The 26040-nt window shown below is 42.1% G+C and carries 25 protein-coding genes and 2 pseudogenes; 18 read left to right on the top strand and 9 right to left on the bottom strand.

The features are described from left to right. Positions 1-20 precede the first annotated feature (20 nt). The 9 genes and pseudogenes from NZ900_01690 to NZ900_01650 all read left to right on the top strand — a co-directional run bounded on the left by NZ900_01690 (position 21) and on the right by NZ900_01650 (position 7519). Entirely contained in the window at positions 21-461 is a 441-nt protein-coding gene (locus tag NZ900_01690) for a ferritin-like domain-containing protein (protein MCS7232804.1), read from the top strand. A 215-nt stretch (positions 462-676) separates the two neighbouring features. Next, positions 677-1753 carry an iron ABC transporter substrate-binding protein gene (locus tag NZ900_01685; GenBank protein MCS7232803.1) on the top strand — a complete coding sequence of 359 codons (1077 nt, stop codon included), beginning with the start codon at positions 677-679 and terminating at the stop codon, positions 1751-1753. Then, a complete protein-coding gene (locus NZ900_01680; protein MCS7232802.1) occupies positions 1737-2780 on the top strand; it encodes an iron ABC transporter permease in 1044 nt (347 codons plus the stop codon). The genes NZ900_01685 and NZ900_01680 overlap by 17 nt, the downstream gene beginning before the upstream one ends. Further along, positions 2767-3519 carry an ABC transporter ATP-binding protein gene (locus NZ900_01675; protein ID MCS7232801.1) on the top strand — a complete coding sequence of 251 codons (753 nt, stop codon included), beginning with the start codon at positions 2767-2769 and terminating at the stop codon, positions 3517-3519. The genes NZ900_01680 and NZ900_01675 overlap by 14 nt, the downstream gene beginning before the upstream one ends. A gap of 86 nt (positions 3520-3605) precedes the next feature. Next, positions 3606-4196, top strand: a pseudogene (gene cbiM / locus NZ900_01670) (cobalt transporter CbiM). A gap of 550 nt (positions 4197-4746) precedes the next feature. Beyond that, on the top strand, positions 4747-5403 hold the full coding sequence (gene cbiQ, locus NZ900_01665) for a cobalt ECF transporter T component CbiQ (protein ID MCS7232800.1): 657 nt from the start codon (positions 4747-4749) through the stop codon (positions 5401-5403). Continuing rightward, entirely contained in the window at positions 5375-6034 is a 660-nt protein-coding gene (locus NZ900_01660; GenBank protein MCS7232799.1) for an energy-coupling factor ABC transporter ATP-binding protein, read from the top strand. Before cbiQ ends, NZ900_01660 begins: the two co-directional genes overlap by 29 nt. Continuing rightward, the gene (locus NZ900_01655) at positions 6000-6950 is read left to right on the top strand and encodes a hypothetical protein (GenBank protein MCS7232798.1); all 951 of its coding nucleotides are present in this window, start codon (positions 6000-6002) and stop codon (positions 6948-6950) included. Before NZ900_01660 ends, NZ900_01655 begins: the two co-directional genes overlap by 35 nt. Beyond that, positions 6947-7519: a DJ-1/PfpI family protein gene (locus tag NZ900_01650; protein ID MCS7232797.1), complete on the top strand. Its 573-nt coding sequence runs from the start codon at positions 6947-6949 to the stop codon at positions 7517-7519. The genes NZ900_01655 and NZ900_01650 overlap by 4 nt, the downstream gene beginning before the upstream one ends. Here NZ900_01650 and NZ900_01645 read toward each other — a convergent pair. From NZ900_01645 to NZ900_01625, 5 genes are read right to left on the bottom strand one after another with little or no spacing between them, the layout of a single operon-like run. Then, positions 7516-7680, bottom strand: a complete 165-nt coding sequence (locus NZ900_01645; GenBank protein ID MCS7232796.1) for a hypothetical protein — start codon at positions 7678-7680, stop codon at positions 7516-7518. The two genes, NZ900_01650 and NZ900_01645, sit on opposite strands and share 4 nt — an antisense overlap. Then, positions 7677-9089, bottom strand: a complete 1413-nt coding sequence (locus NZ900_01640; protein MCS7232795.1) for a hypothetical protein — start codon at positions 9087-9089, stop codon at positions 7677-7679. The genes NZ900_01645 and NZ900_01640 overlap by 4 nt, the downstream gene beginning before the upstream one ends. Positions 9090-9107: 18 nt before the next feature. Further along, positions 9108-9716: a class II aldolase/adducin family protein gene (locus tag NZ900_01635; GenBank protein MCS7232794.1), complete on the bottom strand. Its 609-nt coding sequence runs from the start codon at positions 9714-9716 to the stop codon at positions 9108-9110. After that, on the bottom strand, positions 9707-11446 hold the full coding sequence (locus NZ900_01630) for an aldehyde ferredoxin oxidoreductase family protein (protein ID MCS7232793.1): 1740 nt from the start codon (positions 11444-11446) through the stop codon (positions 9707-9709). Before NZ900_01630 ends, NZ900_01635 begins: the two co-directional genes overlap by 10 nt. 3 nt (positions 11447-11449) lie before the next feature. Beyond that, the gene (locus tag NZ900_01625) at positions 11450-12895 is read right to left on the bottom strand and encodes a hypothetical protein (GenBank protein ID MCS7232792.1); all 1446 of its coding nucleotides are present in this window, start codon (positions 12893-12895) and stop codon (positions 11450-11452) included. Positions 12896-12998: 103 nt separating this feature from the next. On the opposite strand from NZ900_01625, the gene pdxS reads away from it, so the two are divergent. The 9 genes and pseudogenes from pdxS (at position 12999) to NZ900_01580 (ending at position 21934) form a co-directional block, all read left to right on the top strand. Then, on the top strand, positions 12999-13988 hold the full coding sequence (gene pdxS / locus NZ900_01620) for a pyridoxal 5'-phosphate synthase lyase subunit PdxS (protein ID MCS7232791.1): 990 nt from the start codon (positions 12999-13001) through the stop codon (positions 13986-13988). Next, entirely contained in the window at positions 13985-14578 is a 594-nt protein-coding gene (gene pdxT / locus NZ900_01615; protein ID MCS7232790.1) for a pyridoxal 5'-phosphate synthase glutaminase subunit PdxT, read from the top strand. The genes pdxS and pdxT overlap by 4 nt, the downstream gene beginning before the upstream one ends. A gap of 75 nt (positions 14579-14653) precedes the next feature. Then, positions 14654-15631 carry a KpsF/GutQ family sugar-phosphate isomerase gene (locus tag NZ900_01610; GenBank protein ID MCS7232789.1) on the top strand — a complete coding sequence of 326 codons (978 nt, stop codon included), beginning with the start codon at positions 14654-14656 and terminating at the stop codon, positions 15629-15631. A gap of 2 nt (positions 15632-15633) precedes the next feature. Continuing rightward, positions 15634-16851, top strand: a complete 1218-nt coding sequence (locus NZ900_01605) for a 3-deoxy-D-manno-octulosonic acid transferase (protein MCS7232788.1) — start codon at positions 15634-15636, stop codon at positions 16849-16851. Next, complete coding sequence (locus NZ900_01600; protein ID MCS7232787.1) at positions 16844-18022, top strand: iron-containing alcohol dehydrogenase; 1179 nt, start codon at positions 16844-16846, stop codon at positions 18020-18022. Before NZ900_01605 ends, NZ900_01600 begins: the two co-directional genes overlap by 8 nt. Further along, the gene (locus NZ900_01595) at positions 18022-19227 is read left to right on the top strand and encodes a DegT/DnrJ/EryC1/StrS family aminotransferase (protein MCS7232786.1); all 1206 of its coding nucleotides are present in this window, start codon (positions 18022-18024) and stop codon (positions 19225-19227) included. The genes NZ900_01600 and NZ900_01595 overlap by 1 nt, the downstream gene beginning before the upstream one ends. Continuing rightward, positions 19224-20237, top strand: coding sequence for a glycosyltransferase family 9 protein (locus NZ900_01590; GenBank protein MCS7232785.1), 1014 nt, complete (start codon positions 19224-19226; stop codon positions 20235-20237). Before NZ900_01595 ends, NZ900_01590 begins: the two co-directional genes overlap by 4 nt. After that, the gene (locus NZ900_01585) at positions 20212-21069 is read left to right on the top strand and encodes a lysophospholipid acyltransferase family protein (protein MCS7232784.1); all 858 of its coding nucleotides are present in this window, start codon (positions 20212-20214) and stop codon (positions 21067-21069) included. The genes NZ900_01590 and NZ900_01585 overlap by 26 nt, the downstream gene beginning before the upstream one ends. 73 nt (positions 21070-21142) lie before the next feature. Then, a pseudogene (locus tag NZ900_01580) lies at positions 21143-21934 on the top strand (hypothetical protein). 89 nt (positions 21935-22023) lie between these two features. On the opposite strand, the gene NZ900_01575 reads toward NZ900_01580, so the two are convergent. From NZ900_01575 to NZ900_01560, 4 genes are read right to left on the bottom strand one after another with little or no spacing between them, the layout of a single operon-like run. Further along, positions 22024-22914: a lysylphosphatidylglycerol synthase domain-containing protein gene (locus NZ900_01575; protein ID MCS7232783.1), complete on the bottom strand. Its 891-nt coding sequence runs from the start codon at positions 22912-22914 to the stop codon at positions 22024-22026. After that, positions 22890-23849: a glycosyltransferase family 2 protein gene (locus NZ900_01570; GenBank protein MCS7232782.1), complete on the bottom strand. Its 960-nt coding sequence runs from the start codon at positions 23847-23849 to the stop codon at positions 22890-22892. The genes NZ900_01575 and NZ900_01570 overlap by 25 nt, the downstream gene beginning before the upstream one ends. Further along, the gene (locus NZ900_01565; GenBank protein ID MCS7232781.1) at positions 23846-25225 is read right to left on the bottom strand and encodes a glycosyltransferase family 39 protein; all 1380 of its coding nucleotides are present in this window, start codon (positions 25223-25225) and stop codon (positions 23846-23848) included. The genes NZ900_01570 and NZ900_01565 overlap by 4 nt, the downstream gene beginning before the upstream one ends. After that, a complete protein-coding gene (locus NZ900_01560) occupies positions 25213-25722 on the bottom strand; it encodes a phosphatase PAP2 family protein (GenBank protein MCS7232780.1) in 510 nt (169 codons plus the stop codon). The genes NZ900_01565 and NZ900_01560 overlap by 13 nt, the downstream gene beginning before the upstream one ends. Positions 25723-26040: the final 318 nt, after the last annotated feature.

Below are 26040 nucleotides of genomic sequence, written 5' to 3'. Positions count from 1 at the left end.
CATTAGCGGAGGTGAGGTTAATGTCTGTCAGAGAGGAAGTAATAAAGATGTTAAACAGGGCGTTGGAGCTTGAGCATGCTGCGAGGATACAGTATCTGGCTCATGCGGAGCTCGTTAAGGGAATAAACGCTGAGCCTATAATTGAGAGGCTTAAGGAGATAGCAAGTGACGAGCAGAAGCATGAGGATATCTTCAGAACCTTAGTTGGGAGCTATTTGGGTGGCGTTCCATCTATGGGATTAGCTGAGGTATATGAGGCTAAGGATATAAAGGAGATACTCGAAGTGAACTTAAAGGGAGAGAAGGAAGCTATCGAATATTATAAGGAGATATATAAGAAAGTAGTCGAAAATAAAGGTGCTTTCCTTTATGAATTTGAAACTTTGGAGCATCAGATTAGACATGTTATCATTGACGAGCAAGAGCATGTGATGGAGCTTTCTACATTGCTCGGCCTGTAAGGTTTGCTTTTTTTTCAGCGAGCTTAAAGCCCCGAGGGTTAAGTAACCCTCGGGGCTTTAGTTTTACTTCCACCTGAAATTATTGACATCAGCAAGTAGCCTGTGCTATAATAACACGAGTTTATAAAAAAGTAGCATGAAAAGGTAATACCGTCTGAAGGGTCTTTTTTAAAGGTAAATTAGAAATTACGTTGTGGAAATGGAGGTGTTTAAATGTGAAGAAGTTTTTTGTTTTTCTGCTTTTTATCTTGTTAGCCTTTTCATCGGCTTTTGCCTCTGAGAGGGTTAAAGTAGCTGATCTATATGGTAGGGAAATCGAGGTTTCAAAGGAGGTAAATAAGGTAGTCGCCATCGGTCCAGGAGCTTTGAGGCTTGTGTGTTACCTTCAAGCGCTTGATAAGGTTGTTGGTGTTGAAAATGCTGAAAAAACTTGGGAGGTATATACTCGTCCTTATAGGCTTGCGAATCCTAGGTTGGGTGAGCTTCCCACGATCGGTGTTGGAGGGCCGGATGATCCTAAGCCTAACTTGGAGGAAGTAATCAGGCTTAAGCCCGATGTCATATTTGCAACTGTTAGGCCCGAATATGCTCAGGGGTTACAAGATAAGCTTGGGATACCTGTTATTGCTATAAACTATGGAACGCTTGGAAACTTCAGAACTTTAGAGCTTTTTCAATCTATAAGGCTTATGGGTAAGGTTTTAGGAAGAGAGAGGAGGGCGGAAGAGATAATAGCCTTTATAGAGGGGGTGATTAAAGATCTAGATTCGAGAACTAAAAACGTGAAGAAGCCTTCTAAGGTATATGTGGGAGGACTGGGTTTCAAGGGACAGCATGGAATAACCTCGACTAACCCGGAGTTTCCGCCCTTTGAGGTTAACAATATTAGAGATGAAAATATAGCTCGCAAAGTTAAGCTCTCCGGACATGTTTTTGTAGATAAGGAGTTTCTCTTAAAGGAACAGCCTGAGGTAATATTCCTTGATCTTGGGAATCTCAGTCTTGTTAAGCAGGATTATGAAAAGGACAAGACCTTTTATCAATCCTTAAATGCCTTTAGAAACGGTAAGGTTTACGGAATATACTCCTTTAACTTCTATAATACCAATGTGGAACAAGCCCTTGTTAATAGCTACTGGATTGGTAAGGTTTTAATGCCTGAAGCTTTTAAGGATGTGGAGATAAAGGTTAAAGCTAATGAGATATACAGATTCTTCTTGGGTAGGGAGCTTTATGATGAGATAGCCTCAAGGTACGGAGAGCTTGGAGTTATAGATGTTACTAAGTGGTGAGTATAAGAGGCTTGTTAAAAGTAGGATAACTTTTGGAATAGCGCTTCTTACTGGATTGATCTTTCTTGCCCTTATCTCTTTAGGTTTAGGTAGTTATAGGATGTCTTTGTTAGATCTTGTGGAGGGTCTTTTCAATAGACATCCTGTTTTATGGAACGTTAGGCTTCCAAGGATAGCCTCCGCAATCGTTGTGGGGGGAAGCTTGTCCTTGTCTGGTGCGGTTATGCAATGCATATTGAGAAACCCTTTGGCTTCTCCATTCACTCTTGGAGTATCTCAAGGGGCGGCCTTCGGGGCATCCTTAGCAATAATATATTTGGGGGCAGGGCATGTTCATCGTGTTGGTGAGGCTTTAACCATATTTGATCCGTACGTTGTCCCCATTTTCGCTTTCTTGGGAGCTCTTTTAAGCGCCTTCGTTATACTTGCTTTATCTAAGCTTAAGAATTTCACTCCAGAAGCCATGATACTTGCTGGGGTAGCTATGTCCGCCCTTTTTCAAGCCGGGGTCATGTTAATCCAATACTTTACTACTGATGTTCATGTTGCATCCATAGTTTTTTGGACTTTTGGTGATGTGGGAAGGACAAACTGGAACGAGATTCGTATAATGTTGATTTTATTTTTACTCTGCTTCATATACTTCTTCTATCGAAGATGGGACTATAACTCTATTCTCATGGGCGATGAAACGGCGATGTCTTTAGGGGTTAAGCCTAATAGAGTTAGGCTTGAAGGGATGATAGTCTCTTCCTTGTTAACGGCTTTATGTGTTTCGTTTACTGGGGTTATAGGTTTTGTAGGGCTTGTTTCCCCCCATATTTTGAGATTGGTTATAGGTGGAGATTATAGATTTCTGATACCGTTAAGCTCAGTGGTGGGAGCTATCATGCTCTTGGTTTCCGATACCATTGGAAGAACTATATTATCCCCTGTGATAATACCGGTTGGAGTTATAACCTCCATAGGTGGTGCGCCTCTTTTTATATATCTTCTTCTAAAGGGTGGTAAGGGTGTTAAAGGTTAACGATTTATCTTACTCTTATGGTGGGGTAGAGGTTTTAAGAGATATAGGCTTTTCGATCGGAGATGGTGAGCTTCTTTTCATACTTGGTCCTAACGGAAGCGGGAAGACTACCCTTTTGAAGTGCTTAAACGGTATATTGAGCCCTAAAGGATCGGTTTATTTAGATAAGCTTGATTTAAGAGAACTTACTCTAAAGGATATATCCAGGATCTTTGGTTATGTTCCTCAAAGAGGAGAGATAAACTACTTGACCGTCTTCGACACTATATTGCTTGGTAGAAGGCCTTATATAAATTGGGAGGCTAAGGATTATGATATAAGGGTTGTCGAAGAGATCATTAGTCTTCTTAATATGGAGAAGATCGCCTTTAGAAGGCTTAACGAGTTAAGCGGGGGAGAGCTTCAGCTTGTTTTGATTGCCAGGGCTTTCGCTCAAGAGCCAAGGTATCTCCTTCTTGATGAGCCAACTAATAACCTCGATATAAGAAATCAGGTAGAGGTGATGAATTTATTAAAGAGCATCGTTAAGGAGAAGGGAATGTCAGCTATAGTTACAATGCATGATATTAATCTTGCCTTAGGTTACGCTGATAGGGTTCTTTTATTAAAGGATGGAAAGATCTATGCCTTCGGTGGCAAAGAGGTTGTTAACGAAAAGGCTGTTTTTGAGGTTTATGGCATAAGGGTGGATATATTGAAACTTAACGGAAGAGTTTTGGTCATCCCTAAGGTGGTGTAATTTAAAAGTGTCAATTTTCCCTTTGCCTTGACAGGTCTACTTTTATGGGATATGATAACACCAAGAAGATAAGAGGTGATACCGAAATGCACATTTCAGAGGGAGTCTTATCAGCGCCAGTTTTGATATCTGGGGCTATTTTAACTATAGGAGGCACTTACTTGGGATTAAAAAAGGTTACTGAAAGGGATATACCTAAGGTTGGGATATTATCTTCTGCCTTTTTTGTTGCCTCTTTAGTTCATGTTCCCCTGGGCCCAACGAGCGTTCACCTTATCTTAAATGGGTTAAACGGTCTTCTTCTTGGCTGGATGGCTTTCCCGTCCATCCTAGTTGCCCTGTTTCTTCAAGGTATTTTATTTCAATTTGGGGGATTAACCACCCTTGGGATCAATACCTTTAACATGGCCTTTCCTGCGGTTCTATCCTATTTTTTCTTTAGAAGATTGGTGCTTTCCGATAGAAGCCTCTTAAGCTCCCTTGGAGGCTTTCTTATAGGTGCCTTTTCGGTTGCCCTTGCGGGGTTCCTTGTGGCCTTAGTCTTAGCTTTAAAGGGAGAGGGCTTTTTGGCTCTTGCTAAGCTTGTATTTATAGCTCATCTTCCAGTTATGGTCATCGAAGGATTGATAAGCTCTGTGGTTTTGCTATTTGTAAAAAGGGTTAATCCTAAAGTTTTAGCATCGGTTTTAGTTTTTCTTTTAGTTTTCTTCTCTTTAAGCGATTCCTGTCTTGCCCATAAGGTTAAGACCTTTGCCTATTTAGATGATAGTGGAAAGGTAATCACAAGGACCTATTTTAGTAGCGGTGAAGGCGTTAAGGGCGCGAGGGTTTGGGTTTACGATAACGTTAAAGGAGAGCTTATCCTAGAGGGGAAAACGGATGAAGATGGAAACTTTGCGTTTAATCCTCCCCCTGGGGTTTCGGAGATTAAGATAACGGTTGAGGCGGATCTTGGGCATAAATCGCAAGCTCTCTTATCACTTAATGAGGGTAGATCTTTACCATCTGGCTCTTCCGAGGTTAAGATCCAAAATCCTGAAGAGCTTTCTAGGCTGATAGATGAAAAGCTAAAGCCTATAAGGGATAGCCTATTTAAGATAGAGGAAAGGCTGTCTAAGCCCTCTATAACCGAAATAGTAGGTGGGATAGGCTATATATTCGGTGTTTTTGGCATCTTAGCCATGGTTTTAGCAAGAAGGAGGGGAAATTAGGACCAGGTTAGATAAAATGGATGCAAAGTTTAAATTGGTTTTCCTCTTTGGTTTTGCAACGGTTATTGCTATATCCAAAGGATGGCTAACTCTTCTTGTAGGTTTTCTTTCCCTGCTTCTATTAGGCCTAATATATCATATTAATATTATAAGTAGTTTTAGGAAGGTAGTTTTCCTTGAACTATTTCTCTTAGGAGTGGTTTTCTTTCTTCCCTTTACCTATCCAGGTACTCCCCTTTTAGAGATAGGTCCTCTTTTTATAAGTTATGAGGGTTTAAGGGAAGCCCTTTTTATTTTTTCCCGATCTTCTATAATATTGTTAGGGGGTTCTATGCTTATAGGTTCTTCAGATCCCATTGAAGTAGTTCGTGCTCTTTATGGGCTTGGCTTTCCTCCTAAGCTTGTGGAAATAACATTTCTTGGTTTAAGGTATATAAGCGTCATAGAATCTGAGTATAGAAAGCTTAAGAAGGCGATGAAGGCTCGTGCCTTTAAACCGAGGACCGATCTTCATACCTATAAGATCTATGGATATCTTATAGGTATGCTTCTTGTAAAAAGCTACGTTAGAGCAGAGAGGGTTTATAAGGCTATGTTAGCGCGTGGCTTTAACGGTAAGATACTTTTTGGGGGTAATAACTCTTTTGAGAGAGCCTTTGATAAAGTTAGTTGATATTCACTTCTCTTATGGGGATAAACCTCTTTTAAGCGGAGTTAATCTTGAGCTCTTCCCCGAAGATAAAATAGGGATCACCGGACCTAATGGGGCTGGGAAGACTACTTTAGCTGAGATAATAATGGGCTTTATAACTCCTCAAAAGGGAAAGCTTCTATTTAAAGGTAAGGAGTTAAGAGACGAAAGAGACTTTTACGAGCTTAGAACAAAGGTAGGATATGTTTTTCAAGATCCTGATGATCAGCTTTTTTGCCCTACCGTATTTGAGGATATTGCTTTCGGTCCGTTAAACTTGGGTTTAAGGGGTAAGGAGCTTGAGGATAGGGTTAATGGGATCTTAAGCTGGCTAAGCATATCTCATCTTAAAGATAAGATAACTTATAAGCTTTCGGGTGGGGAGAAAAGAATCGTTTCCATTGGCGCGGTTTTAGCTATGGAGCCAGAAGGCCTTATATTAGATGAGCCGTTAAATGGGCTTGATGAGAGATACTCTTTGAAGGTTGAAAGTATCATAAAAGGCCTTAATAAGGCTATAATATTAATAGCTCATGACTTTTCCCTTTTAAAAAGGGTTTGCCGGAGGGTATATAAGCTTGAGGGCGGAAGATTGGAGGAGCTTCATCTATGAGCTTCCCGAAGGCCTTAACCTATCTATATCCTCTGATGTTAGAGAGGAGAAAGATCTCCTAATCGATAGGTTATCTTACGATAGCCCCTATAAAAGCCCCTATGAGGTAAATAATAGAGTCTATGTGGATGTTTTTATTCCTAAGGAGAAGAGATTTAACTCTTTTTTGCTTTTCATTCATGGCTTGGGGATATCCAAGAGGAAAAAGCTTCTTTACTCTTTGCTTCCTAAGAAGCTCGCTCATCTTGGTGTAAAGAGTGCCTTTTTGACCCTTCCTTATCACCTTGAAAGGACTCCTCCGGGAAAGTCAAGCGCTATATGGTTTAGGGACTTTAATGATGTAGAGACAGCCGCCTTTTTTCATCAAGCTGTTTTGGATGCTCGAGTTGCTTTAAGGCTTTTAGGGAAAGAGGGCTTTTCCTTCGTAGCTGGGGTAAGCCTTGGTGCTATGATAGCCATTATAACCTTGGCGGTTGAGAATAGCTTAAGGGGAGGATTTCTCATATTAGGAGGAGGGAACCTTGAAAGAATCGTATGGAAAGGCTTAGTGAGGCTCTTTATGACCGAGGAAGGGTGTGGAAGAGGGATATGCCATAGGCTTTATAGAGAGTATCCTAGCTATCTTGAACGGATTAAAAGGGCTGGTTCCTGGAAAGAAGTAGAGCTTCCAAAAATATGTTTTCTGTTTGACCCATTGACTTTTGCTCCTTTCGTTAAGAATAAGAAGATAGTTATGATAAACTCTCTTTTCGATATGGTCATACCATGGGCTTCCGCTTTGGAGCTTTGGGAGGCATTGGGAGAGCCTGAGATACACTGGCTTCCTTCCACTCACGGTTTAACTGTATTTTTTGGCAATAAGATATCCAAGCTAATTTTTGATAAAATAAAGGGGGAGGAGGTGAGTAGGGGATGAAAGAGGTCATCGTTACATGTTTAGCCTTGGCTTTGCTTCCAAGCATATGTTACGCTTTAGAGGGCAAGGTGTTGCTAGTTGTAGCTAATAACTATAGGGATGAGGAGTTTGAGGCATCCTATCAGGCTGTAAAAGAGGCGGGGTTAACGCCGGTCATAGCTTCGAAGAGCAAGGGTGAGCTTAAGGGTATGCTTGGTGGAAAAGCTCAGGCTGAAATAGCCCTTAAAGATGTTAATTCTAAGGACTATAAGGCTGTTATCTTTGTTGGCGGTGTCGGTGCCGATGTTTTCTGGGATGACCCTGAGGCTCACAGGATAGCTAAGGAGATCTACAATCAGGGGAAACTTGTATGTGCTATATGTATAGCTCCCGTTACTTTGGCTAAGGCAGGTTTGCTTAGGGGAGTTAAGTCAACTTGCTGGCCAAGTGTGGCCCCAACCTTGAAGATGTTAGGGGCTCACTATTTAGATGTGCTGGTTATAGAGGATAAGGGAATAATAACGGCTAATGGTCCCCAAGCTTCACAGAAGTTTAAGGAAGCGATAGTAAGAAAGCTTAAGGGAAGCTAATTATCCTCTTCCCCATTTCCCTTTATTTCTACTTCTATATCTAAAGATATGAAGAAGGGCTCTATCAGGGTTCTTCTAAAGGTATCTTTATCTATGCTCAATTCCTCTTCATCGTATTCTCCCTTATATAGATTAAAGATATAGCTTGCCGGTTTAATCACAATCTTTCACCCCCGAGCTCCTCTTTCAAGAGGGGAGTGAGCTTTTTTATCTCACTTAAAGTTATCTTCTTTCCCTTCTTGGATATGAGCATAAATAGGAGTTTTTCTACAGCTCTTTCAAGGCCATCCAAGGTATATCCGCCCTTGATGCTCTGTCTTTCCTTTAGTATATCTATTAAGAAATCCCCTGCCTCCTTTTCTTTTAAGGGTTCAAGGATCTTTCTATAGCTTGCCTTCATCTTGGATATAACCTTTGGCAGGATGTAATCTGAGAGTATGATGTTAAACTCCTCGGGTTTAAAGGGAGGCAGTTCGTAAACATCCACGTTGCTTTTGAAGCTTGGATGGTCGAATTTTTTGTTTAGCTTCGTTCCCACTAGAAATACCGGAGCCTTCCCTAAAAATAGTCTTATCTTTGTGAAGCGGTCTCTTATTTCCTGTCTATTATACGGATCTACTATCTGAAATAGGAACTTTTCTGCTTTCCTGCTTGGTGTCTCTATATCCTCAAATATCATGCAAGGGTTTATTACTCCGCAAGAGACCGTTCCCTTAAAAAGCAGGCCCGGTTCTTTATGGCTTCCAAATAACTCATCTAGTGTTCCGGGCGAAAGAGAGATGGAGAAGAAAGGCCAACCGCTCTCCTTTAAAAGAGAGCTTATCAAGGTGCTTTTACCTACTCCTCTTTGGCCTATTAGAGCAAGCGCTCTTCCTTCATCGCTTAGGGCGCTTAATCTAAACAGTATGGCTTTTGAGAGCTCCTCCCTATAGCTGTTTAAAAAGATCTTTCCCTTAAGCTTGTTGATTATTTTATCTACGCTCTTATTCATCTCGAATTCAACTAGGTATGGATAAGAAAGTATGCTCTTAACTCTAGGATCCTCAAGGCTTGTTCCGAAGTCTATCAGGAGGAAATTACCTGAGGAAAGGCATCTTTTTACCTCCTCAACCGCTTCCGCATCAGCTAAAGCTAAAAACTCTATTAGTCTAACCATTTCACCAGGTGAGCTCTTAAGAAAGAAGCTAGCGTTTATTCCCCTTGAGATAAGTCTCCTTACTATCATTCCCTTGAAAGGATGATACCTCAAGATCATGTAAAAGATCAGAAGCTTATCTACCTCTATAGATAATGGTAAGGATTTATCCTCTTCATCTTCCCCGATCTCCTCAAATTGCTCTTGGGGGAATGCATAGCTTACAAGGGGAAGGACATCCGATGGGAAAATATCCCCACCTAGCTTATCCTTTAGCTCCCTCACGTAAAGATCTATTCTTCTGTAAGAGCCCCTATTTAAGAAGGGAATGGATTCTATCTCCTCCTTTATCTTGTCAAGCGTTTCCTTAGTTCCCGTGTAGGTATTACAGATATACTCCTCTGACTTCATTCCCGCTTTTATAAAATCAATCAAATTTTTCGCCTCCTTAGGTTACCACCTCTTTAAACCTTCAGGCTGGTATTTTCTTATGTCCTCACCAGCCTGGATTAACAGCATAGCTATTTTTGCAGAATTTTCAAGAGCACTACAATAGTAGAAAGCCTCCTCCAGGGTTTCTCCAACTGCGAAAGCACCATGCCCCTTAACCATTACTATAGGGTAATCCTTTAAATAGATCGGTAAAGTTTCTGCCATCTCCCTTGAGCCCGATCCTAGTTCGAAATGCAAGACCGGGACCCTCTTTATGTGATATGCTCCTTCTACGTCTACGGGAATTATTTCATCGTAAAGCAGGGATAAGGCTGTTGCAGCTATAAGGTGAGCGTGAGCTACTGCTAAGGCATCCGTCTTTCTATATATCTCTCTATGTATATGAAACTCCGTTGAGGCTATAGCCATCATTCCATCTTCCTCATCTATAGACATTTCCACTAGATCATCTTCCTCAAGGAAACCAAGCATGGAGCCTCTTCTGGTTATTATCATTCTATTTCCTAACCTAACGCTTAAGTTTCCGCTATGAGAGTTTTGTAGCCCTGCTATATACATTCCCCAACCTGTCTTCTTAAACTCCTTAAGGATTTCCTTACTTATAGCCATTCGAGATTCTCTCCCTCAAAAAGCTCCTTGATCTTTCCTTCCTTAGGGAATCCTTCCTCGTCCCAGCCTCTATATTCGTAATACTCTTTTAGCATTTCGTCAAGGGGTATTTCTCTCTTGATTCTCTCTGGAAGGGAATCGTCTTTCGATGAAAAGCCGAGTTTTCTATTTATTAATCTCTCTAGGTTGAAAATTCTCTCACCTATCTTTTGAAGATCTGAGGCTGTATAGTCTGAACCAGTTAAGGTGTTTAAGGCTCTTGCCCAGTGATGAAGGGATGTGGAAAGGAGAGCGAACTTACACACTATTAGCGAGTCGACTATCGCTCCTATATCCTGGGCTCTTGCTACATGCGCTCCCTTTCCTGCGGAAGCGAGCCTATCAATCCTCTTTGGTACCCCGTATATTTCAAAGGATACGGAAAAGCCTCCCCTTAAATGGCATGCGCCTCTGTTTGATGTAGCGTACCCCAAACCCATTCCCAAGCTTCCTCTTGGATCATAGGCGGGAAGCTCAAGCCCCTTGACATGCATAGCGAACTCCTCTCCTCCCAAGATTTTCGATGCCTCTTTTACTCCAAGGGAGAGGATCTCACCTTGTCCTCTTTTTAAAGCTATATTCTCGGTTAGCTCAAAAACTCCATTGGTTTCACCAAAGCTAACCCCCAAGTCGGCTATCCCTTTCTCCTTTAGCTCCATGGCGAAAGCTAAGACTCCACCTAAGGAGATGGTATCAAGTCCCAAAAGATTTGCCCTCTCATTTAAATCTACGATGAACCTGAGATCGCTTATAAAAAGGTTTGCACCAAAGGCCCAGAGGGTTTCGAATTCTGGGCCTACGGTTTTTCTTCCATCTATCTCACAAACTCTTTCGCACAGGATCGGGCAGCCAAAACATCCGCTTTTGCCTTTAAGAAACCTCCTTTTGAGCTCCTCTCCACCTATCTTCCAGGCTTCTGGAAAGTGCTTTTCCTGAAAGTTCTTTGTTCCCAAAGCTTTAAAGGAGTTTATAACCCTCATCGTCCCTGCCGTTCCGAGTTCTGGAAGTAGCTTTGATGTTAAGGGATGTGTGGTTAAAGGCCTTATTATCTCATATTTAGCGCTTGAAAACCTTTCCTTATCGTGTATCTCGATATCTTTATCCCCTGTTACTGCTATCGCTTTAAGCTTCTTTTCTCCTAATATTGCTCCCGTTCCACCCCTTCCAAAGGCTCTTTTACCGTCTTCCATTATATTTGCAAATCTTACTCCCTTTTCTCCCGCAGGGCCTATGGAGATAACGGATAGCCTTTTACCGTAGATTTCTTTTATCCTTTCTGAAGTTGTTAAGGTATCTAAACCCCATAAATTTGAGGCATCCTCTATTCTGACCGATTTATCAGTTACAAGTAGATAAACAGGTGAGCTCGCTTTTCCTCTGATTATCAAGAAGCTATAGCCTGTCCTTCTTAAAAGGGTTCCGAAGTTTCCACCTATGTTTGAATCAAGGATGGTCCCTGTTAGAGGTGAGCGGGTTGTAAGGCTTGCCCTACCTGTGGAGGGTAAAGGCGAGCCTGTTAAAGGCCCTAGGGCTATTATTATAGGTTCCTCCTCATTTTCCTTCTCTTTAAGATAGAGATAGGCTCCTATACCCCTTCCCCCTATATACCTTAGAGCTACTTCACCTGGAACGTACTCTTCCTTTATCTCTCCCCTTGATAGCTCTACCTTTAATCCTTTGAGTTCTTTCATAGTCTAATATATTATCCTTATTTCCCCCCTTCTCTGATCTAAGCTTCTTCCGATTATTTCTTTCCAAGGAGGTATAACAAGCAGAAGCTTTTCAGTTTCCTCTGCGTCTTTCTCCCCAGAGAGATTTTGAATAGGCTCTAATAATTTGTTTAAGGAAGTCTTTAACTCGCTTATATTTATATAAAGGAAAGATAAATTTGAAGACTTAAGTATATCTTCAACATGGCTTGCCAGCTCTACCTTTGAGGATAAGGTTTCAGGGGAAACTATACCAATTATTATCTCTCTTCCCTTTAGGCCTATCATAAGATCCATTGGCAGGTTTGATGTGCATAACGCATCCCATCCAGGCATATTATCTATCTTTATAATTCCCTCTAAGCCTAGGTTCCCCATAATTCCCCCCATTACCTTCTTAAAGATCTGCGATAGCTCCTCTGGGGGAAGATCGCTTAGAAAGTAAAGGTATAGTCCTATAGAAGGGATCTCAAAGATCTTGCTCTCTCCGCCTATCACTAAGTATAATCTTCCTGTTAATAGCTTGGTGAGCTCATCTTCAGTTATTGATAAAGGAGTAAGCATGGCTGGTATCGTTATCGGGGGGAGAGCCAACTTAAGCATGGAGATTATAACGCTCCCATCTAAAGAGAGAGCTCCCAAGATAAGGGGTTTTCCCTTTCCAGGTATCTGAGTATAGAGGGGTCGAGGATTAAAAGCTATTGGAGTAGTGCCTCTTTCCTTAACGTTTACATTTAATACAAAAGAGCTCTTCTCTGCCTTTCCAAGTATCTCTATATGCTCTTTTAATAGGTTCTTATCTTTAGGAGCTTTTATAAAGGCGTAAAGATCCCCTTTCTCATGTTTTGGGATCGGTATAGTAGTATCCTCCTCCCATATCTTTAGGAGCTTGAGCCTTATGGGGCTAACTAACATTTTAAGTGCTGCTTTATCGTTACTAATTATTGCATAGCTTTCATCTAAGTAAGCATAAAGCGTATATCTTTCTAAGTTGAATTTGCCTATGTTTCCCTCTTGCTCTAACTTCATATCTAAGGCTTTAACTATCACTTTAGGATTGGTTTTGGTGCGAAGTATTGTAAATACCTTTGCTTTTACGTTTCGCTCCTTCCCCATAAGGTTTATCTCTGGTGATTTGAGATAAGCTACTATGGAGGCTTCCTTCAGGAACGTTCTTAAAACTCCTATAGCTGCATGAATGGCCACTATGTCTTCCTCCTTGAGGTCTCCAAGGTTAACTAAAAGGTTATGAAACCATTGCCCCTCTGATATATCTAGGAAGAAAGAAAAATTATTTATCTCAAGATATAGTAGAAACTCATCTCCTTTAGGTTGGGGGAAAAAGGCCAGCGGATCCTTTGGAGGGGTCGATCCAATGGCAGGTCCGCAAGCCAGTAAAATCGTTACTGCTAAAATTATAAGGCGTTTCATATTCCCCACCTCCTTAAGGGTATTATAACATAATTGTGTTATAATCTCGCTTAAAAGGGATAATATAGAGGGTGGAGGTGATGTAGCATTGAAATTTAGAGTTATAGAAGAGAAGGGAACCGAAAGGCTTAAAAGAGGATTCGCTAAGATGGTAAAGGGTGGAGTGATAATGGATGTCACTGATGCGGAACAGGCGCGCATTGCTGAGGAGGCCGGAGCGGTTTCTGTTATGGCTCTTGAGAGAGTTCCTGCGGATATAAGAGCTGCTGGCGGTGTGGCGAGGATGGCTGATCCGAAGAAGATCAGAGAGATAATGGATGCGGTTACCATTCCCGTTATGGCTAAGGCAAGAATCGGACATTTTGCTGAAGCTCAAGCTCTTGAAGCTCTTGGAATTGATATGATAGATGAAAGCGAGGTTTTGACTCCGGCTGACCCGTACTTCCATATAGATAAAAGGAGCTTTAAGGTTCCTTTTGTTTGTGGAGCGAGAAACTTAGGAGAGGCCACAAGAAGAATATGGGAAGGGGCTGCGATGATAAGAACCAAGGGTGAGGCCGGAACAGGTAATATAATTGAGGCTGTTAAGCACGTTCGTTTGATGAACGAGAACATAAGGCTTATAAGAAGGATGACTGATGAACAGCTTTGGGGAGTGGCTAAAGCGTTTGCTGAACCATACCTTAGGCTTGCCCTTGAGATTAGGGAAATTAGCGGTTTGGAGAGGAAGGTCCTTGATAATGAGCCGATCTATGGTGAGTACACCTATGAGGAGATAGTGGAGGGCCTTTACGGCATACTTCTTGAGATAAAGGAGCTCGGAAGGCTTCCTGTGGTTAACTTCGCTGCGGGAGGAATTGCTACTCCTGCTGATGCCGCTTTGATGATGCAGATGGGAGTTGATGGAGTATTCGTCGGAAGCGGTATATTCAAGAGCTCAGATCCTGAGAAGATGGCAAGGGCTATAGTTGATGCGGTAAATCATTACGATGATCCTGAGATTTTAGCAGAGGTGAGTAAGGGATTAGGTGAGCCGATGAGAGGACTTGAGATAGAGAGATTAGCGGTGAGAATGGAGGAAAGAGGTCTATGAGGTTAGGGGTTCTTGCGCTTCAGGGAGATGTGACTGAGCATATAGATATTACCTTGAGAGCCTTAAGGGAACTTAAAATAGATGGAGAGGTCTTCCCTTTTAGGAAAAGGGAAGACCTTCATGGATTAAAAGGGCTTATAATCCCTGGAGGTGAAAGTACAACCATTTTCAAGCTTCTTTTAAGGGATGGTTTGTTTGATAGATTGAGAGAGCTTATCCTTGGGGGCCTTCCCGTTATGGGTACGTGTGCAGGGGTAATAATGCTTGCAAAAGAGATAGAGGGAGGAATAGATGGACAGAAGACCTTTTCCGTCCTGGACGCAAAGGTTGGTAGGAACGCTTATGGTCGTCAAGTAGATAGCTTTGAAGCTCCTCTTAAGCTTTCTTTTGATGAGAGACCCTTTAAGGGAGTCTTCATCAGGGCTCCTAAGATATTAAGCTTTTCTGATAGGGTTAAACCTATAGCTTTCTTAGAGGAAGAGGTTGTTGGGATAGAGCAAGGAAACTTAATAGGCTTGACCTTTCATCCTGAGTTAGCTGATGATACTAGGCTTCACAGATATTTTTTAGAGAAAGTTTTATCTTTTTGATATAATCGATGTAGGTTGATCAAGGGGGAATGTCTGATCTGAAAAATTAATATTAGCGGGGGAGGATAAGGAAGCTTGACTATGGATGAATTAAAGTTCCTTGAAGAGGCTAAAAGGGTTTTGGAACTTGAGGCTCAAGAAATATTAAACTTAAGAGCAAGGCTTGGGGAGGAGATAGTTAAGGCGGCAAAGTTGATATATTCCTCCTCTGGCAGGGTTGTGGTTATGGGTATGGGGAAGTCAGGGCTTATAGGAAGAAAGATCGCTGCTACGCTATCTTCTTTAGGTACTCCTTCCTTTTTTCTTCATCCTGCTGAAGCGCTTCATGGAGACTTAGGTATGGTTAAAAGAGAGGATATATCTTTGATACTTTCTAATAGCGGTGAAACTAGGGAAGTTCTGCTTGCCATTCCCTATTTTAAGAGAATTGGGACTAAGATAATAGCTTTCACCGGTAAGATGACATCCACCTTAGCTAGGGAGGCAGATGTGGTTTTAGATACCTCCGTTACTCAGGAGGCCTGTCCCTTGGGGCTTGCTCCTACCTCTAGCACAACGGTTATGCTCGCTTTAGGAGATGCTTTAGCGGTACTTCTAGCGAGGATGAGAGGATTAAGTAAAGAGGACTTTGCTATGTTTCATCCCGATGGGAGCTTAGGTCGCAGGCTCCTTCTTAGGATTGAGGATGTAATGCATACTGGCAGGGAGATTCCTCTAGCTAAAGAGCATACCTTGTTAAAGGATGCTTTGTTTGAGATGACCTCCAAAGGCTTTGGAACTATACTTGTGGAAAGGGAAGGGAAGCTGGCTGGCATACTCACGGATGGAGACTTAAGAAGGCTTCTTGAGAGGTTCGGGTATTCTCTTCTTGATAAGAAGGTTGGCGAGGTTATGATAGGGAATCCAAAGAGAATACTGGTGGGTAAGCTTGCCGCTGAGGCTTTAGCCCTTATGGAGAAACACGAGATATCCGTTCTTCCCGTAGTTGATGGGGATAATAATATCGTGGGAATAGTTCATATTCATGATCTTTTAAAGGCGGGGATAGCTTAAAGATGCTTTTCTATTCTCTTTTAGGAAGCGCTCTGTTTTTGCCTCTTTATCCTTACTTAAGAAAGCGTTACTCTCAAGGGTTTGAGGAGAGGATGGGGAATGTCTCCTTACCGCCCCCGAAAGGGAAGAGGATATGGGTACATGCTGTTTCCGTCGGGGAGGTTAAATCTGCTCTGCCTTTGCTTAAGAGACTTAAGGAGGTTTGCCTATCTGTAACTACCCCAACCGGATACTCTGTGGCTAAAGATAGCGGAGTTAAGGAGATATTTTTTTACCCCTGGGATTTCCCCTGGTCTGTCAAAAGAGCCATAGATAGGATAAAGCCTTCCCTTTATATAGTTATGGAGACGGAGCTTTGGCCCTTAATGATAACCACCTTAAAGAAAAGGGGAGTTAAGCTTATCCTTGCCAATGGAAGGATATCTGATAGATCTTACGGTAGCTACAAGCTTATTTCTTCCTTATTAGGGAAGGTTCTTTCCTCCTTTGACTTTATAGGTGCTATAACTCAGAAGGATAAGGATCGGTTTATTGAGCTTGGCGCTAGCCCTAATCGTGTTGAAGTTATGGGAAATTTGAAGTATGATACCGTTTTAGAAGAGATGAAAGATTCCTTTCCAGAGGAAATGAAAAGGGTGATATCCCTTGCTGATGAGCCCTTATGGGTTTGTGGAAGCACCCATGAGGGCGAAGAGGAGGTAGTTATAAGGGTTTACAAGAGGCTTTTGGAGGAATTTCCTAACCTTAGGTTAGCCTTAGTACCAAGACACATAAGAAGGGTTCCTGAGGTAGCAAGGCTTCTTTCAGAATATGGTTTAAGCTTTTCCTTAAGGAGCGTTAACCCTAGCTCGAAGGTTGTCTTATGGGATGTTATGGGTGAGCTTTTTAAGCTTTACTCTGCTGCTACAGTTACCTTCTGCGGTGGAAGTTTGGTCCCCTTAGGAGGACATAATCTTATTGAGCCCGCTTGTTGGGGGAAGCCTGTTCTTTATGGTCCTTATGTTAACGATTTTCTTGAGGAAAGCCAATTTCTTCAGGAGATCGGTGCGGGCTTTCCCGTTAAGGATGAGGATGATCTTTATAAGAAGGTTAAGGCTCTACTTCTTGATAGAGATAAGCTTAAAGAGATATCTTCCTCCTTAAATGGAGCTTTAAGCTCCTTTAAAGGGATCGCGAATAAATATTTGAGTGTTGTAAATGAGCTTATAGGAGGTGTTTGAGATTAAACCCTTTGTCTTTAAGACGGCTGGTAAGGTGGTCTTTGGGACAAGGTCTTTAAAGAAGCTTCCCGAGGAGCTTAAGAGTTTTCCTCCTGGCAAGGTGTTAATAGTAACCGATGAGAATTTAGCTAGAAGTGAGATAGTTGAGGACCTGATTAAGGAGGTTGAAAGATCAGGCAGAGAATATCTTATCTATGATGGGGTTACTCCTGAGCCTCGCGTGGAGCAGGCGGATAAGGCTGGCGAGTTAGCTAAAGAGTGCGTCCTAGTTATAGGTATAGGTGGAGGAAGCTCCATAGATGTGGCTAAAGGGGCAAGCGTGGTAGCCTCAAGCGGTGGTAAAGCTCGAGACTACATCGGTGTAAATAAAGTTCTTAGAAAGGGTCTTCCCATAGTAGCGATACCTACAACGGCTGGGACGGGTAGCGAGGTTACACCAACCGCAGTTTTTATATTCGACGAAAGGAAGAAAGGCGGTATAAACAGCCCGTACATAATTCCTGATCTTGCTATACTTGACCCTGAGCTTACCATATCTTTGCCGCCCTCTCTTACTGCTTCAACGGGTATGGATGCCTTAACTCACGCTCTCGAATCTTATGTTGCTAAGTCCTCTAACATGATGAGTGAGTTATTCTCTCTCGAGGCTTTAAGGTTCATCTCTCAGAATATAAGGCTCGCTTACTCCGCCCCGGATAACCTTGAAGCTCGGGAGGGAATGCTCTTTGGAAGCTTCCTTGCAGGTATTGCTCTATCTCATGCAGGTGTTGGAGCTTGTCACTCTATGTCTTATCCTTTAAGTGCCTTTTATGGTATAGGGCATGGTCTTGCGAACGCCGTTTTGATTCCTCATGTATCTTTGTATAACGCTATAGCTTCGCCTAAGAAATACGCTACCGTTGCTTCCATACTAGGTGAGAACGTGGAGGACATGTCACCAAGAGATGCTGCCTTTGCAGTTTACGATGCTTTACTTAAGCTTCTTTATGACTTAAACATTCCAGTTAATCTTGCCTCTTTAGGTGTTCCTGAAGAAGACCTTCCAAGGTTGGCTGCTTCTGCTCTTGAGGTGGATCGACCCTTGGCCAATAACCCTCGTAGAATAGGTTACGAGGAGATATACAATATCTATCGTGATGTTTACAACTTCGGAAGGGAGGAGGGATTTTAATGCCTGGTAGCGAGTTCTTTGGCAAAGAGGAGATAGTGGAAGTAATAAAGGTACTTGATAGAGGGATATTACACAGGTATGCTTCTGAGCAGATGCTCGGTGTCTCTGCGGTTAAGGAGTTTGAAAAGAAGTTTGCTGAATATATGGGCTCGAAGTATGCTTTAGGCGTTATGTCTGGGACCGCTGCTTTGAAGGTTGCATTAGCCGCCTTGGGAATAGGTCCCGGCGATGAGGTCATAACGAGTTGTTTCACTTTCGTTGCTACACCTGAGGCTATACTTGATTGTGGAGCTATTCCCGTTTTCGTAAACATAGATGAAACCTTAAACATCGATCCGGATGATATAGAGAAGAATATAACCGATAAGACTAAAGCGGTTATAGCGGTTCACATGACTGGGGTTCAGGCTAAGATAGATAGGATAAAGGAGATAACTGATAAGTATGGCATTTATTTGATAGAGGATAACGCCCAGGCCTGCGGTGCCACCTTTAAAGGGAAAAAGCTTGGGACCTTTGGCCATTTTGGGACATTTAGCTTTGACTTCTATAAGCCCATAACTACTGGGGAGGGAGGAATGGTAATAACTGACGATTACGACTTGTTCTTTAAGGCAGATTGCTATCACGATCATGGCCATGTACACGATATGAGCGTCCCAAGGGCTTTGGAAAAGCGATACTGTATAGGTTTCAATTTTAGGATGAATGAGCTTCAGGGGGCTTTAGGGTTAGCTCAGATATCTAAGATGGATGAGGTTATAAGGAGACATAGGGAGAATAAAAAATACCTTAAGGAGAGAATAGCTGAGATAAAAGGGATTTCCTTCAGGGAGATACCCGATCCGGAGGGTGAGATAGCTTCCACTTTGACCGTCTTCCTGCCCTCAAAAGAGAAGGCCTTAGCCTTTAAGGAGGGCTTATCCAATAGGGGAATAGGTACCGCTCACCTTGGTTCTAATCGTTGGCACTTCGTTCCTAATTGGGAGCATATGAGGGAGCAGAAGAGTATGTTTGCCTATAAGTGTCCCTTTGGCTGTAAGTTTAACGAGCTTCTGAGAAAAGACTATTCGCCTGAAAAATACGCTCGCTCAAGCTCTATACTTGATAGGGCCTTAAGCCTTGATATAAGCGCTAAGATGGATAGAGCAAAGCTTGATAAGATAGTTACCTCTTTCATGGAGGTGGCTAAAGAGGTTCTTTGAAGGCCTTAGTTTTAAAGCTTAGCTCCTTTGGGGATATAGTTCACTCCTTCCCTGCTCTTGAGGTTTTAAGTTCCATTGATGGAGTTGAGGTTTACTGGGTGGTAGATGAGGCCTTTCGAGCGCTTCTTGAAGGAGATCCGAGGATAAAGAGATTAATAGAAGTTAAGAAAGGCCACTTAAAGCTGCTTTTAAAGAGCTTTAGGTGGTCTTTCTTCCTAAGAGGTGTAAGGGAGCTTATAAGCGCCTTAAGGGTTTTAGATGTGGATGTTCTCTTTGACCTCCAGGGGGACTTGAAGAGCGCTTTAATTTCCCTTTTTATTAAGTCTCCTGTGAAGCTCACCTTTCCTGATGCCTCTGAGGGTAACCCGTTGCTTTTAAAGAGGGTTCCATCAAGGCCTGAAAGCGTTCACGTTGCTGAAAGATATCTCGATGTTATAAGGTTTTACTTTACTAATCTGAGTATCCCTAAAGCTCCATTTGCAGGACCTCATGTTCCTCAAGAGGTCAGGGAAAGGGTTTTAAGAGATTATGGAGAAGTCCTATCTCGAAGGGTTGTGGCCTTAATTCCAGCAACTACCTGGAGCTCCAGAACCTGGCTCTTGGAGAGGTGGGAGAGGCTTTCTAAGGCTCTTCTCGATCTCGGATTTTATCCTGTTATAATAGGTGGAAGCGATGCGATGAATTTTAACATCCCAGGTGTTTTAAACCTTGGGGGTAGGCTTTCTTTAGCTGAGGCTTGTGCTTTCTTAGGCATGTGTACTCTTGCCATAGGGGTTGATACCGGCCCAACCCATCTTTCCGCTTCCCTAGGTATTCCAACTATCTCTCTTTTCGGTCCAACTCCTCCTTGGAGGAACTCTCCCTGGGGCCCGAAGGTTAAGGTAATACACAACCTAGTTGGTTGTAATCCCTGTAGGAGAAGGTCCTGTCCGTCAAAGTTATGCATGCTTTCTATATCCGTTGAGGAGGTGCTTCAGGCTGTAAATGAGCTTTCTCCATTGGCTTTTTAATAGGGTTAGAGAAAGGGCTTTAAGGTCTACCTTTGAGGAAAACCAAAGATATGGACAAAGGTTAGGAAGGCTATTTTATTATCTTCCCCTATTTTTGAGAAGAAAGAAAATAGCTCTGGAGAATATATCTTTAGCTTTTGGTGGGATTCTTAGAGATAGGCGGTTTGAAATCCTTAAAGGATTGTTTGAGCACTTGGGAATGAGCGTTCTTGAGGTTATGAGCCTCGAGAGGATGAAGGCCGAGGAGCTTCAGACGCTTTATATCTTAGAGGGGTTGGAGCACGTGAAGGGCGGAGGAATAATGGTTTCTGCCCACTTTGGAAACTGGGAGCTTACCTTGGCCTATCTTTCTTCCCTTGGTCTTCCCATAAACGTTATAGTTAGGCCTCCGAGCGACCCGTTCTTCGCTGAATACATAGGGAAGATTAGAAAGAATTTTGGGGCCAAGCTTATCCCTAAAGATGGCATGTTAAGGCAGTGTGTAAGATGCCTTGAAAAGGGTGAAATTCTTGTTATACTAGTGGATCAAGATGAAGGTCCTCAAGGCATATTCGTTCCCTTTATGGGTAGGCTTTCCTCAACTCCTCGAGGCGCTTTTACTCTATCCTTAAGGCTTAACGTTCCGCTAATTCCCTTTTTTACCTATAGAGAGGCCTCTTTATATCATGTAGCTAAGTTTTATCCTCCTATATATCCTGTAGGTAAAAATGAGCTTGAGCTTGCTCTTACTATAAGCTCAATGATAGAGGAAGAGATCCTAAAGCGTCCCTCTCAATGGCTTTGGATACATAGGAGGTGGAAAAGCAAGCCTCGTGAAGATACTCGTGGTTGAGCTCGCTCATATAGGAGATTTTGTAGTTTCAACAAGCGTAATGGGAGCGTTAAAGAGAGCGTTTCCTGACTCGATGATAGTGGCTGTAGTTGTGGGAGAGGTTAAAAGCGTGGCGAAGCTTTGTCCTTATGTTGATGAAGTTGAAGTTTACGACTATAAAGGAGAGCACAGGGGATTAAAGGGATGGCTTGATATAGTTAAGAGGTTAAGGAAATATGGTTTTGACCTTGGAGTTGCCACTAATTTTTCCTTCAGAGAGGGATTATTGCTTTATCTTGCGGGATGTAAAGATAGATTGGGTTCCCCCACTCAGGGTAGGGGAATCTTTTTAAATAGGAAGAGCGAGTATATGCCTCGAGAGGTTATGTTCGGCTTTAATAATAAATATGCCTTTAATTCTATGAGCTTAATAAGAGCTAAGGTTCTTGAGCCCCTTGGAATAAGGGAAATTCCTTATCCTTGCCTCTATATTCCCGAGAATCTTAAGTCTGCGGTATATGAGAAATTCTTAAAGAACCCTGAAAGACCTATCTTTTCTATTGGCGTTTCAGGGGATGGAGTAATAAAGCGATGGGGGATAAAAAGCTGGAAGCTTTTAGGGGATAGGATACGTGAAGCTTATGGTGGTAGCTTTCTTATAATAGGTTCTTCCAGCGAGGTTGATTATGCTGATGCCCTAGGCAGGATTCTCTATCCTTCTATAAATACCGCTGGTAAAACTTCTGTCGAGGAGTTTATAGCCTTGCTCTCTCTTGTTGACATTCACATAGGTGTTGATGCCGGTCCTCTTCATGTTGCCTCTGCTTTAGGTAAAAGGTGTGTCGGTCTCTTTGGATTAGCGAATCCGTTTCGCTGGATACCCTTCGCCCCTCCAGGCATGGTTAAAGGAATATATAAGTTTTTACCCTGTTCACCCTGTTATTATAGGGATCGCCCCTGTTTCGCTATTAAGCCTTATGGTGTGCGTCCATGCATGTCTTCTATATCTGTTGATGACGTTTTCAAAGAGGTTAGCGAGCATATGATGGCTATGATGATCGAGGATAAGATCAAAAACGAATGGGCAAAGAAAGCCTCCTCAAGCTTGCTTCCGGAGGCTATGATCCAGCCAAGCTCGTAGTTTCCAAGCCCTAAAAAGCCAGAAAGGGGGATCAAAAAGGAGCATTCAGCTCCGATTGAGCCTTTAAAAGCTTGAAAGAAGTTTAATCTCCCTGATGAAGCTAAGAGACAGGCTATTCCAGCCCCCTTTGCAACCCATATAAAATAGGTCAAACCCAAGGCTCTAAGGAGATCCTCTTTGCCGAACCTTTCCCAGCCCTTAGAGTAGACTTCTTTAAGCTTTGGTACAACTAAAACCGCTTTAAATAGCCTCTCGATGGTTCTAAATCCCCAGAAAGTGAAGCCAAACTGAAAGGAGATCAGGATAGCTCCTAGCGAAGGATAAATTATTAAAATTAAAAGGCTTAAAAGGCAAAGCGCATCCATCCCCCTTGCTAATAGAAGGAGGCTTCCGCTTACTATTAGTCCAACTCCCTTTCTTTTAAGTAATGCAGGAAATGCAAGCTCACCTAATTTGGCGGGAAGAATATTAGCGAATGCGGTATGAACAGCCACTATATTGAAAAGCTCCCTTCCTTTAATCTTTTGCGGTAGAAGAACCCTCCATCTTTCTGCCCTTAATAGGTAAGTTATAATATAAAGTACAAAGGCTGGAATGATACCTTTTATTCCGGAAAGCCTCCACAACCTTAAAGCATCTATTAAGGTCTTCTCTTCTAGCAAAAAGTACAGCGTTATTGCGGTTATTCCTATACCTGATGCTATGTAAAGTCCTTTCTTTCGCAACTTAATATCTCCTTGATCTGGTAAGGTTTTTTCCCTTGAGATTCGTAATAGGTCCTCATAAGCATCTCCGCTATCAGGCCCGTTGAAATGAGCTGAATTCCCGCTATCATGAGAAGCACCGCTAAAAGTAGCATAGGTCTTCTTGATAACTCTATTCCCCAAAATAGCTTTTGAATGGAAAGGTAAAGCGCTATTAGGAAACCAGCAAAGAAGCCTATTAACCCCCAACCGCCTAAAAGGTGAATAGGTCTCGTTCTATAGCTTAAAAGAAATTTAACCAGAAGGGTATCAAGTAGGACCTTGGGGATCCTTTCAAGGCCGTATTTTGACTTCCCTCTCTTTCTCGGATGATGTTTTACAATGACTTCTGTAACCTTGGCTCCGTTCATGGAGGCCAAGGCGGGAATGAACCTGTGTAGCTCCCCGTAAAGGCTTAGATCTTCTAAAATTTCCCTCCTATATGCCTTTAGAGTACATCCATAATCGTGGAGTTTAACCCCGGTTATCCTCGATATTATCCAGTTAGCTATACTTGATGGAAGCTTTCTCTTAAGGAAATGATCCTTTCTAGCCTTTCTCCAACCGCTTACTACATCGTATCCTTCGTCTATCTTTTGAAGCAGTAAAGGTATATCCTCTGGATCGTTTTGAAGATCTCCATCCATAGTTATAATTACATCTCCTTTGGCTATCTCAAACCCTGCCGATAGGGCAGATGTCTGTCCGTAGTTTCTCTTAAGGATTACTCCCTTAACCCTTTCGTCCTTTAATGCTATATCCCTTATAATCTCTGTGCTTCCATCCTTGCTACCATCATCAACGAAAACTATCTCGTAGTTAAGACCGGATAGAGCCCCCTTAAGCCTTTCATAAAGCTCCCCTATGTTTTCCCTCTCATTATATATTGGTATAACTATTGATGTGAGCCCTCTCATTGCTTTTCGAATATCCTGAGCTTAACCCACTTACCGTTATATAATGAGAATCCTTCACTTTCGAAAATAACCTTATATCCCTTTATTTCATTTTCGTAGCTTAATATCCACTTTCCTTCCTTGTTAACAGGGATATCCCTACCATAGTAGAATACTGTGGAGGGAGCTAATGCTTCTCTTTTTGCGGTAAGTTCAATTCCTTTTTCCTTCGCGAAAAGCCCAGCTTGATAGTGGGGATAAAAGTTCTTAAAGGGGTTTAAAACGAGTATCGCGAGGGATAAGGCGAATAAACTTGAGATAAGCCTCCTTAAATCCTTAAAGTAAAAGCTTAATCCCCATACAGCTAAAATCGCGAAGATGCTCATAAAGAGCCCTCTCTTAAGCTCCCCTGGTAGGTTTTCCTTAAAGTAGTACATTATAAAAAGCGGAATAAGGATTAAGATTCCACCTGAGAGCCAATCGATTAGCCCTTCCCTCTCTCTTTCCATCATTAATGCTAAGGCTGGAAAAGCCGGCAGTATATAATGAGGTAATTTGGTCTGGGCTATCGTAAACATTACCATTGTAGTTAAAAACCATATATAGAATAAGGCGTTTTCTTCGTTCCAATAAGATAGACTCTTAAATAGCCTTCCCATATTAGGTATAACTCCTAAAAGCAGAACCGGAATGTAGTAGTAAAGCGGTCCCGTGTGCCCCTCAAGCCCGGTTTTCACTCTCTCTATATTTTCGTGAAGCAAAAAGTGCTTAACCACATCCTCCATACCTTTTAAGTAAAGTAGAGCGAACCAACTTCCTCCAACCAGTATGGATAGGAAACCAGAGAGTACTATTCCCTTAAGGGCCTTTCTGTCGTATAAAATCGAGTAGATTAAGAAGCTTACTCCCCATATTATGAGAACTACAGGTCCTTTTGAAAGTATTCCAAGTCCTAAAGATATTCCTGCTAAGGTCCATCTCCTTCTATGTCCTAGAAAGAAAGCTAAGGTTAAGAAGAACACCATTGGAGCATCCATTCTTCCTACGCAAGCTATTAAGACAGGTAAAAGGGAGGAAAGATATATAAGGTGCGCTTCTACTTTTCTTCTCTCGCCCCATATATAGAGAAGATATGCAGTAAGTAAGGTGAATATAAGCGAGCCTATTCTGGCTCCCCACTCGCTTTCTCCGAAAAGCTTAAAGATTCCTCCAGTTATCCAGAACCATAAGGGTGGCTTTGTGGGAAAGATTTCTCCGTTGAAGTTTGGTATAAGCCAGTTTCCAGTTTTAGCCATCCTCAAAGATACGCTTGAGTACCAGGCCTCATCCATGTCTAAAACCGGGTAGAGCGTTATCGTTGCTATAATTGCTACCGTTAAAAAAATTATTTTCCACACCATCTTTCTCCTCCCTTCGCTATTAAAAAGCCTAAAATAAGAGAGAATATCACATCGCTGGGCCAGTGAGATAAGGTCATTATCCTGCTTAAGGCGGTTAGCACAGGAGGCACTAGAAAGAATAACTTTAGAGCCCCTCTAAATTTTAAATATAGTGAGAAGGAGGCGCCAGCCGCAAGAGCCGTATGACCTGAGGGGAAGGACCAGTATTCAGAATCTGGGAATCTATCATAGTTGAACCAGCTAAAGGGTTCGCTAACTCTGGGTCTTCCTCTTGAGGTCCCCACCTTTATCACATCAGCTATTATACCTGAAAGCGCACCTGATATTAATGCCTCCTTTAGAGCGTCACCTGCTTTATTTAAGTTTAAAAGGTAGCTTGAATAGGTTAAAGTAGTTAAAGTTGGTATTAGGTAGTTTCCGTTCCCGATCTTTTCTCCCACTTTAATTATGATTTCACTCTTATACATCAAGGGCTTTCCATCAACTAGGATCAAGGCGATTAACGCCCCTAAAAGGAGCGTTATCCACCCTCTCCTATCTTTTAAAAAATTTAGCGTTATCCTCTTGAGTTTTTTTCTTTCTTGGTATATAAGTATAATAAAGAGGAGGTAGAGTAAAGCGAGATATAGTTTCTCCATGTTTTAGATTATATCAAAAAACTTTTTAAGCGATGCCCCTTGTCAATTTGGAAATCTTTAATTATAATAGAGATGGTTAAAAGCTATACTTAAAGTATGCACCTTGAAAGCTCAAATAAAGGAGAAAGGCCTATCTCCTTGCTTTTCCTTCCGCTAAGCGGAAAGGAGGTGAAG

The organism is Synergistota bacterium, from assembly GCA_025060595.1.
Taxonomy (GTDB): Bacteria; Synergistota; GBS-1; order GBS-1; family GBS-1; genus 42-11.
The sequence above is the reverse complement of the archived record's forward strand: the minus strand, read 5'-3'. Positions and strand labels throughout refer to the sequence as shown.